7 protein-coding genes and 1 pseudogene are annotated in these 9,740 nt (G+C 63.4%); 4 read left to right on the forward strand and 4 right to left on the reverse strand.

Features of this window, described 5'->3' with window-relative positions:
- Window positions 1-486: 486 nt before the first annotated feature.
- Both ACZ5VQ_RS49095 and ACZ5VQ_RS49100 read right to left on the reverse strand, forming a co-directional pair.
- A complete protein-coding gene (locus ACZ5VQ_RS49095; protein WP_469110729.1) occupies window positions 487-789 on the reverse strand; it encodes a helix-turn-helix transcriptional regulator in 303 nt (100 codons plus the stop codon).
- Window positions 790-909: 120 nt separating this feature from the next.
- Complete coding sequence (locus tag ACZ5VQ_RS49100) at window positions 910-1,614, reverse strand: hypothetical protein (protein ID WP_469110730.1); 705 nt, start codon at window positions 1,612-1,614, stop codon at window positions 910-912.
- A 1,278-nt stretch (window positions 1,615-2,892) separates the two neighbouring features.
- Here ACZ5VQ_RS49100 and ACZ5VQ_RS49105 point away from each other — a divergent pair.
- The 4 genes from ACZ5VQ_RS49105 to ACZ5VQ_RS49120 all read left to right on the forward strand — a co-directional run bounded on the left by ACZ5VQ_RS49105 (window position 2,893) and on the right by ACZ5VQ_RS49120 (window position 8,265).
- A complete protein-coding gene (locus ACZ5VQ_RS49105; protein ID WP_469110731.1) occupies window positions 2,893-3,219 on the forward strand; it encodes a hypothetical protein in 327 nt (108 codons plus the stop codon).
- Between the two features lie 79 nt (window positions 3,220-3,298).
- Entirely contained in the window at window positions 3,299-5,377 is a 2,079-nt protein-coding gene (locus ACZ5VQ_RS49110) for a hypothetical protein (protein ID WP_469110732.1), read from the forward strand.
- A 249-nt stretch (window positions 5,378-5,626) separates the two neighbouring features.
- The gene (locus ACZ5VQ_RS49115; RefSeq protein WP_469110733.1) at window positions 5,627-7,051 is read left to right on the forward strand and encodes a hypothetical protein; all 1,425 of its coding nucleotides are present in this window, start codon (window positions 5,627-5,629) and stop codon (window positions 7,049-7,051) included.
- Between the two features lie 719 nt (window positions 7,052-7,770).
- On the forward strand, window positions 7,771-8,265 hold the full coding sequence (locus ACZ5VQ_RS49120) for a hypothetical protein (RefSeq protein WP_469110734.1): 495 nt from the start codon (window positions 7,771-7,773) through the stop codon (window positions 8,263-8,265).
- 347 nt (window positions 8,266-8,612) lie between these two features.
- Here the strand turns inward: ACZ5VQ_RS49120 and ACZ5VQ_RS49125 are convergent, their stop codons facing one another.
- A complete protein-coding gene (locus ACZ5VQ_RS49125) occupies window positions 8,613-9,482 on the reverse strand; it encodes an esterase/lipase family protein (RefSeq protein WP_469110735.1) in 870 nt (289 codons plus the stop codon).
- Between the two features lie 145 nt (window positions 9,483-9,627).
- Window positions 9,628-9,740 (reverse strand): annotated as a pseudogene (locus ACZ5VQ_RS49130) (IS5/IS1182 family transposase); the annotation flags it as partial.

Raw genomic sequence — 9,740 nt, forward strand, 5'->3', positions numbered from 1 at the left:
GCTCCCATAAACCGTCCGGGACCATCCGCTCAACAAGCTCAGCAGTCACCGGTCCAGACTGCCGCAAGATCACACCAAACGAAATGGCGTCTAAGCACCCAGATGGGGAACCCCGCCGCCGTACCCTCTGCTCGATCTGCTCGATCGTGGACGGGTCACCGCTCTGGGTGGGCCACCAGTGGGTCGCGATGTAGTCCTTGAGGGAGATGGCCCCATCACGCGGATCGACGAACTCGCCTCGACGAGCGTCGGTCTGAGCCTGGGCGAGCCAGGTCTTGGCGTCCTGGAGAGCGTCGAAGGAACGGTCCTTGACGCCGGGGATGCCCTTGACGCGGTACCGGGTGCACTTGCTGTACAGGGCCGTGCGTTCGCGTTTGCCGGTCTTCGGGTTGGGACGCTTCTTCAGCCATCGGTCTTCTATGTAGCCGGCCAGGTGGAACTCCTTGGTGATGGGGATGCGGGCGGCGCTCTACAGCGCTGGGGGCTTCAGGCGCTGAGGAAGGGGCTGGACCGCTCCTGCGGAGGGGTGTTGAGCGGGTTGAGGGCCGGGTTGGAGCGGGAGTCTGCCTGCTCCTGTTCGCGGACCCACGCGTCGAGCACTTCGAGCCGGTACATGACGCGGCCACGGGGTCCCATGCGGAAGCTCGGGGGTCCCTGCCCGCGGTGGCGCCAGACGTAGAGGGTGTGGGGTGAGAGGCCGAGATAGTCGGCGGCGTCCTTCACGCTCAGGAAGGCGGCGGATACGGCGCCCGAGGAAGCGGTAGCGGCAAGCAAAGATCGTCCAGGCATCGATGGTTCTCTGTGAGGTAGAGGAGTGAGCCTGGGTGAGCGGAATCCAGTTCCGCCCACCCGTCGCCTTGTCACGCGGCAGGACAGGGAATCGCGGGCGATCCGCAACGCGGAACAGCGCTACGGACGGCGCACAGCGGTCGGGGCCGGCTCACTCGGCAGGTCAGGAAGGGCGAGGGCCACTTCGAGCCGGTCCCAAGGGATTTCATCCCGCGTCGGCTTGCGAAGGCAGTGCGCGAAGAGTTCGGCGAGGCGAGGAGCGCTCATTCCGGCGCACTCGGCCACCTTGAGGATGTGCGCCGCGGTCTGGTCACCGTTCTTCAGCCACGCCGCGATGCATGCGTCACGCAGAGCCGAGATATTCCTGCCGAGCGACGAGTCGACTTCGTGCGCTTCCAGAACAGCCGCCCGCGCTTGCCGCCAGATCTTCCGGTAGACCGGGGCGGTCAGCGGTCGCCCGTCGTCGAGAACGAATATCGCGTCAACGGGGCGGAGATCACGCCGGGTGATCTCCGCCTTCAGGAGCGCCACCAACTCCCGGCAGGCGGGAACACGCCGTTCGGCGCCCGCGCGCTCCGAATCCGCCTCGCGGCGCTCTTGTCCCTGAAGGTGGATCAGCAGCCAACCGCTGCCGTCGTCCGCGAGTTCCACGTCTCGAACACGCAGCACCAAGGCTTCCTTCGGCTGCAGCGCCGCGAGAGCGATGGACGCCAGGAAGGCCCGCAGTACGTGGCCGTTCTGCGGCTGCTTGGCGGCCCAGTCCAGGATCGAAAAGCACTGCCGATCGGTCAGAAGAACCGTTTTGGCATCAACAACTGCGGCCATGAGCAAGCTCCTTGGGGTGAGGCATGAGGGTAGGCACGGCAGTCCGGGCACCGCATGTGAATCGCACGGCGACCGAACATCTCCAATGGTCCGGAGAATCGCCGGTTTGGGTAACCGGCGATCCCGTGCTATATTCCGCCGTTCACGCAGACGATCTTCCGTGAGCTGCTCTAGGTTCACTTGCTTCGCCGCGCAATTCCAGTCCCTTCCGGGCTCAATACGTCTGCTGTCGGCGAATCACCACGCTGCCCCCGCAATCGCTGACGCCCGCCCACCAAGCGCTCATCCTGAACGAGCGAAAGTGCCGGAACAGAGCAGGCGTCTTCTAAGCGCTTGGCCGCAGGTTCGAGTCCTGCCGGGGCGCCATTGGCACACCGTCAGATCATCGAGTCCCTCTCGCGCACTCAGGCGGCGGTGCGGACGTCACGCTCCGCCAGGAGGCGCCGAGTTCCACAAGCCGCCCCCGGAGCACGCCTCGCTGCGCCTCCAGGTCCTGCGAGCTGGGCGAGAGGGGATAGACGTTGTCGCGGCACGAGCGGAACCCGATGCGCTCCCGCCCTTGGGCGATCTTTGCGTTCACTCGGCCCCACCCGGACCGGTCCATCGAGCGGTCACTGTCGAGGTCGGTCATGCCGGGCGAGCACACGATGGCCTGGCATCCCGCCATGAGCCGGTGGATTACTGGTAGAGAGGCAGTATTCCGAACCTGCGCTATTGCCGCGGCTGCACCCGCCCTTGTGCTCCGGCTAATACCAACCGCCTACGTCCACATACACAGGGTGCGCAACGTCGAACCCGGTCGTCCTGGCCTGATGCTTCGGTCGCCGCCGAATGCCTGCGCGGCCGGGACGCCCCACCCCATCCCCGGCGGCGAGTAACAGCAGATCCGTCCCGAACCGCCGGTACGGGAGAGGATGTAGCAGCAGGCGCGGACCACCACATGATCACCTGGCTTCGACACCACAATGATCACGAAGCGCGTGCCTGCCCTTTTAAGTGCCCCAACCGGTCACAACCCGACCAGCCGCACGCCCCCGGAACCTGGAAGCGCCCTGGCTCCCAGATAGGGCAGCCGTCAGAAGAATCGTTTCTTCTCATGAGTTGTGCTTCTGACAGCCAAGGCGGAGGGTACCGTTACCTCTACCTGCATTCTTTGCCTCAAGCGCCACCTAAAGATCCTCTTCCGTCGTTACGCCTGCACACCCCAACTGACATTCGTCCAGCATGCCAGCCCCCTGGCTTGTCCGGTCCTGCCAAATCAATTAGGGAGCGTGACGCGTGACAGAGGCCATTGTGACTGCTGCACTCGCCAGGATTTCCGAAGGATCAGGTGCTGCGCTCATCGACCTCATCCGCCGCTACCTTTCCAAAGATCAGGAGCCTTCACAGGAAATGGAAGTCCTGACCCGGGCGGAACGCGGATCTCTCTCCGCGGATGACAGGCGTGAACTTCAGGCCCTACTGTTCACGTACGCGAGTCAGGACCCGACGTTCCGGGACCATCTCCACAGGCTTTCGATGTCCGCTGGCGCCAGCAATTCCGTAACATCCAGCAATGTGCAGAAACTCATTCAGGCTCAGAATATCGGTAACGTCTCGATGTGACGCATAACGCAACAGGGATACGAAGTTCCAGGGGCGACTCTGGCCCGCGCCGGTGGACAAGGACTGGAGGAAAGGCTCAGTGAACCCTGAGCACGAAGGCGTTCCGCATAACATTGCGGAACGCCTGTCGGCGAATCAGCTGCTGCAGGTTGGGTCGTCAGGACCGATATATGTCCAGCGGTCACCTTCGGTGAACCGCGCGGACGTGCCCCACATGCTGCCCGGTGGCGTAGGCCGGGTCATCGGCCGGTCGCACCTCCTGAAAGCCATGGACGACGCCATGGGATCTGCAGGATCCCGGTGCTGTGTGCTGTGGGGTCTGGCTGGATCAGGGAAGACCACCCTGGCACTCGCCTGGTCGGGGTCGCGGCTGGAAAACTACCCCGACGGGCAGTTCTTCGTCGACATGCAGGCATATTCGAATGCCCCGAGGGTGGAACCCCGTGACGCACTGCGCACCTTCCTGGCCGCACTTGGTGTAAACCGCACCGATTTGACTGACGACGCAGGGTGGGGCAATGCATTTCTCGCAGCGACAGCAGGAAAAAAATGCCTGGTGATCATTGACAACGTGTCGACCTACGATGACGTCAGAGAACTCGTTCCCGGTGTGGGCTCAAGTCTGATTGTCACAAGTCGACGCGCCATCCCCGAAATGATCATTCGACACCAGGCTCAGGTCCTCAAATTGCCGCTGCTCAGCATCGAAGAAGGCATCGAACTACTTGCGGAACGCGTGGGCTTCATCCGCGTCGGCAGGGACAACCACAGCGCGACCCGCATCGTCGAACTGCTGGAAGGACACCCGCTTGCGCTTGCCATCGTCGCCGCTAAACTCGCCGTCCACACCACATGGGACCTCCAGGACGCACTCGCAGGAATCCAGTCCGGAGACACACCCCTACGGTTCCTCGACGACGCTGATCTCGGCATAGAGGTCGGAAGAGTCGTCTCCTGGTCCGTCGAAGACCTCGCCCCTGAAACCAAGTACGTCCTGTACGCAGCATCAATGTTGCCCAATACCGAGCTCTCCAGCGCCGTGCTGCGCCTCGTCCTCGACCAGGACGAATCCAGATGCGACCGGACCCTGCGCGCACTGAGTCTCGCCTCCCTGATCGACGAGATCAGCCGAGGGCACTACCGCATGCACGACATCATCCGGGCGTACCTGTCAGAAACGCGCGCCCAAGTACTGAACGCTGAACAACAGATCGACATCGCCCGCCGGATTCGCACCACCTACCTTGCACTCAGCTTCGCAGCCGACCAAACAATCGACCCCAACCGGTCCCCGATCGCACTGGGAGACACCGCAGAACGGATCGCCAGCGAGGTCCGATTCACCGTTCCTGAGGCACTCACCTGGTTCAGCACCATCACGCCGTCCATGGTCCGCCTGATGGACGAAGCGTCACACACCCACGACTACGAGTTCGTCACCCGCTTTGCCTGGTGCGTCAATACCTACCTTTACTGGCGACAAGACGTTCCCAAAACCCTCGACGTCCAAGAACGGGCCCTCCAAGCAGCCATGGCTGGCGACCACCCGATGGAGGCTCACTGCCGGCGCGGCCTGGGAAGGGCGCTCGCCGACGCCGGACGACTCGACTCTGCCAAGGACCAACTCTTGGCGGCCCTCAGCATTGAAAGTGCCCGCGGAGACAGCAGCCAGACAGCCTCCACCCAACACGCCATGGCGGAACTCTCACTCCGCTCCGGCGCCTATCACCAGGCCCTGCGCTGGGGGCTGCGTGCCGCCAGGGAATCCCGGCGCAACAACAACGCCGTGCGCGAAGCACGAGGCTTGTACGACGCCGCACGCGCCCTCATCGAGCTGGGACGCTACACCTGGGCCGAAGACCTGGGCCTGCGCAGCCTGGCGATGTGCGAGGAAAGGGCGAACGCGTACGGGCGCGCGCTCGCCCTGCGAGTCCTGGGGACAGCTGGGGTCAAGTCCGGAGACCTCGAGAAAGGCTGCACCTGGTTAGAACGTGCATGGCGAGCCGAAGAAGCACTCGGCAACTCCCGTTCCGTTCGTGCGATTCTGCAGCAGCTCGAAGATGCGTACACCCAAGTCGGGAACAACAGCGCGGTGGCCGAGGTCCATCGCGTCCTCACAGATCTCGATCGCTTCGTCAGCGCAGACGAGCCCAGGTGAAACGGCAACCACATGGCTCTGCGTCACACACCCCTCGTCCCCTCCGATCGACTAGCCAGCCCGTCCTCCTACCGTCAGCTCTCGCGCCGGACAGAGGACACTCGCTTCCGCGCCACGCTGGACAATCTCCTCGGGACACAAGCCCTTAGCTCCTTAAGCCGAGCGCTCGCCCGTGAGGGAGCCGTCAGCACGACCGGACTACTCCCGGCAGATCAGTTCGATGACTTCCGGAAGACCTACGACGCAGAGATGCGCGCAGGCGGCAGCCGCGGCACGCTACACAATTACCTGAACATCGCCTCGTCGACACCGTTGCTGAGAAACCCTGGCTTGTGGGACACCGTCGCACACCCGCTTTTCGCCGTCCTCATCGCCTATGCACTGGGCGGCCCGATAAAGATCATCGACATGCGGGCCAAGGACACCTACCCCGTCGATGTCGTCGCCCGGGACAACACCCTGCACCTGGACAACAGCCCCTTCATCGACGAGTACAAAGTAGTTGTCACCTGGAGCCTGGGCAGCACGAAGGGACCCTCAGGCCAGGGACTGACCTACCTGCCCCGCACGAACCGGCTCTTCAGACAGTGCTTCGTGGAAGCGGACGGAAGCGTCTGGAGCGACGAAGATGCCTGCATCTTTCCGTTCGAGAGCCGAGTTGATGAAGTACTTACAGCCCAGGCGGACTTCCTCGAAACGCCTGACCCCCTCGTGGTCCACTTGACCGATCTCGAGGCACCATGCCATACGATCTTCGCAGCAAGCAGACTGGTCCACCATCGATACCGCACGTCGACTGGAGCGGCCCGAAGCGCTGTCATGGCGGCCTTCCACCGCACTGATGACAGCGAGGAACAACTGGGCTCCAAAGAGCCCGGCCACACGCCTCTCAAGCAGTTCCTCGTCGCCGGCGGATCACGAGAGCAATTCTTTTCCGCCGTGCACCACGAAAAACCCACCATCGAAGCAGCCTTGCACCAACTTTCTGCAAAACCAGACCTTCTGGTAGACCCCCGGCGGCACACGCTCACCGGAAAATCCTTCGCCCAGTGGTACTCACGTCAATGCGCAGGCGTCACACTCAACAATCTACGCACACGGCAAATGTCCCAGAACGCCGCTATTCGCGCGTCTCCCGTCGGCTGGCTCGTGCAAAGACTCCAGTACGACCTGCAAGGCCCTCTCAATATGCCCTTCTTCGCCGACATGAGGGAGACGCGGCGCAAGCGCGCGCGGATCTGGCTTCGGGAAATGTCTCCTGAAGACATCCACGAGGTCATCGAAGCAGAGTGCATGGCATCCCCCCACGCCATCAACCCGACCGAACAGGAAGCCGCCAACGGATCCACCGCCGCCCTCCGCAACCTCCTGCTGGACCTCGGCCGACTGCTGGCCCAATCACCACCGGCAGCCGAAGCCAGTGCCGTGCCAGGACCGGCAGACGTGTGGGCTGTTCGTTCCTTGTCACCGTTCATCCGGGACCTCGCGGTCACAGCGAGTTGGTTAGAAGAAGGAGACAAAGACTCGCTGACCACAGCGATGGCGTTCGCTCTCCTTGCCTCCGCTCTGAGCTCAAGGCGGTTCAGCCTGGGAGACGAAGGCCACCACATCACCAAACGGCTACTTCAAGGCTACGCGGCGCTGGTGAACGGCACCGCGGACACGCATCCATGACACCGGATCGCCACGGCCTCGACGTCTACCTGCAGTCGGTCAACGAACAGATCCAAACGACGAAAATGTCATCGGAGCTGTGGTTTCGAAGCCCTCCGCGGCATCAGATCCGCGCAAACGACCGATTCGTACGGTCTCTCATGAGCGAAGGGCTCGCGACGGCGGCATCGCCCCCCATCTCCGCGGCTGAACATGCAGAACTCCGCCCTAGCGCAGTGCGCAGTGCGTACTGGGCTCAAGCCACACGAACTCAAGACGTCGCTGTCCACTTCGGGGCGGCCAGCCACACTTCCCTCCACGAGTACTTCACAGCCGACGCCGGACGAAGCGGCGAAGCTGTTCGCACACGGGCACGACGGGCCGTGGCCCCCTCCACACCAGCGGACTACCTACTACGCAGCATCGATCGGCTCACCGCAGCGACCGGCGCCGATCCGGCAGCGTCCTGCCGCCAGAGCATGCGCATACTGGCGCGGGACTGGCCCCGCCTCGTCCATGCATGTCAGGCACCGCGGGACTCCTCACTGCCAGCGTCCCACGTACTGCGCGAGTTCTACCGCTCGGCCGCAAGAGAAGACCCGCCAAGTAACGGTCCCAAGTACACGCCACCCGGCTCGCCAGGCGATGGTCCGCCGGTACTGCTCACGGAGGCCGAAGCCCGCGAGATGGCAACGTCGTACATGCTCGGCCGGCTCCCGTTCACGCCCCAGGAATACCACATGGCCGCGAAACTGGTAGCCATGCCCCGACTGCAGTCAGCGCTGCTGGCGGTTCAACTGCAGCTCACGGCCTCCTCCGCAGAGCCGCTGGCCAGGCTCGTGGCGGGCTTCGGGACACCGCGAGTCCTGCTGCCATTCACCGAAGCCTTCGTCGACCGCTTCAATTACAGCTCATCTGAGCGAATCGACTTGTGTCCGAACCCCAAGCTGATCACGGTTCTCTGCAACAACGTTTTACCGGCCATCGCTGGCGAACTCCTTCACAAAGAAGCTCAGGCCGCCGACCTGGACTCCGAATTCATCAAGGCCGGTGTCATCGCAGCGAGACGACGTCACATCTACGAGATAATGATCGCGCTCTTCAACCGAGCAGACACCCTTCCCCCTGACATGGTGGCGCTATCCGGCTTTAGCCGGCGTGTGTGTCCCGCCGCCGTGCCCTTCTCAGCATTCCTCGAAGAATGGCTCCCCTACTACTTCGACCGCCTTTCATAATGCGCCGCCCCCAACGCGCGGATGAACCAGACCCCAGCCTGTGAGGAGTGCTGTGGACCCACCGCCTGCGTGCAGCAGTTGATCACCGTGCTGAACATGTTCCGATCTGGGCCTGCTCGTCGCTGAACATCGCGCTGGTGCGCAGCGCGAAGAGGGCCGCCACGCCACGCCTCGGGAGATGTGCCAGACCCAGGCGGGCCGGGAAGGCGTACGAAGCCAAGTGGATCGCCGTCGAGCTTTCGCCTACATGGCCTGGATGTGAATCCCAAAGCGCTTCGAGCAGGGCAATGGCAGGCTGAAGCAAGGACGGACGTCAGCGGATGTCGAGTTCCGCGACGGAGCCAAGATCAGGACCCGTTCCCGTCGGTAGGCGAAGAGGGGAAGGAGACCTCTACCATGCCGCCCTGGATGACGGGGCCGTAGGCCGTGCCACCACTGATGATGTTGGTCACCGCACCTCGCGGATCCGGTGACAACGCCTGTGCCGTGGACGGTGGCTGGGCAGCTGCGCCTTCGGGGAGGGTGAGGATAAGACGGCGCAAGGTGGTGAAGGTGCGGTGGCCAGCCGAGTCGGCTTTGAGGATCGTGGAGTGGTCACCGGGCAGAGCGGCGGTGTCAGGGAACACCGACTGCGCGGACGCGGCCGGAACGACACGATCGCCTTCCCCGGCGTAGACACGGAAGTCGATCGGGCACGTGCGGTCGGTGACAGCGGTGGCGAGCACGACATCACGCAAGATCGTGCGCAGCGTCGCGGTCACCTGCTCATTGAGCGGCCGCAGGTCCTTCTCCTGAGGATGCCCCAGACCCAGTACGTTGCGGCGCAGCGACAGTAACAGTTCCGAACCATTATTGGGGCAGGCCAGCATAACCATCCTTTTGATGCGGACGAGTTCCTGGCCCGCACCGTCGGCCAGCATGCGGGCCAGATGCCGCTGACCCACCAGGCCGCCCTGGCTATGGGTCACGAGCATCAGCCTGTCGAAGTCACCCGCCTCCGTTGCTAGGAACTCCTTCAGGCTGTCGGCGACCGTATCGATCGACGGAAAGATGCGCAGGGGATGGAGACGCTTCACTCCGGTTGCGTACTCGAACGGCAGCGTTTCAACGAAGCCGAGTTCCTCGTCGTTCGCAATGAGCTGCTCAAGGGGTTGCCACACCTTGGGCCCGGACCTGATCCCGTGGATCATCACCACACCAAGCCGACCGTCGCTCAACGTTTCACCTCTCGCGCGGCGTTGACGGGAACTACACGTTATCTGGACCATGCCCCGCAATCTCGCGGAATGCCCCACAGGCCGTGGCTAGGGCGGGCGAAGACGCCGCCGTAGCCAGCCTTGCGAGCGCTGTCAATGAGGTCTTTCAGCGTTGCCGCTCCACAGTGAGGACCGCTGCTGCGATTGACGTCATTCGATTCGGGCTGCACCGCGCTCTGCGGAAGATCCGCCAGGACTTCAGACGGGCGACTCCACTCT

It is taken from the genome of Streptomyces sp. NPDC033178 (genome assembly GCF_055577685.1).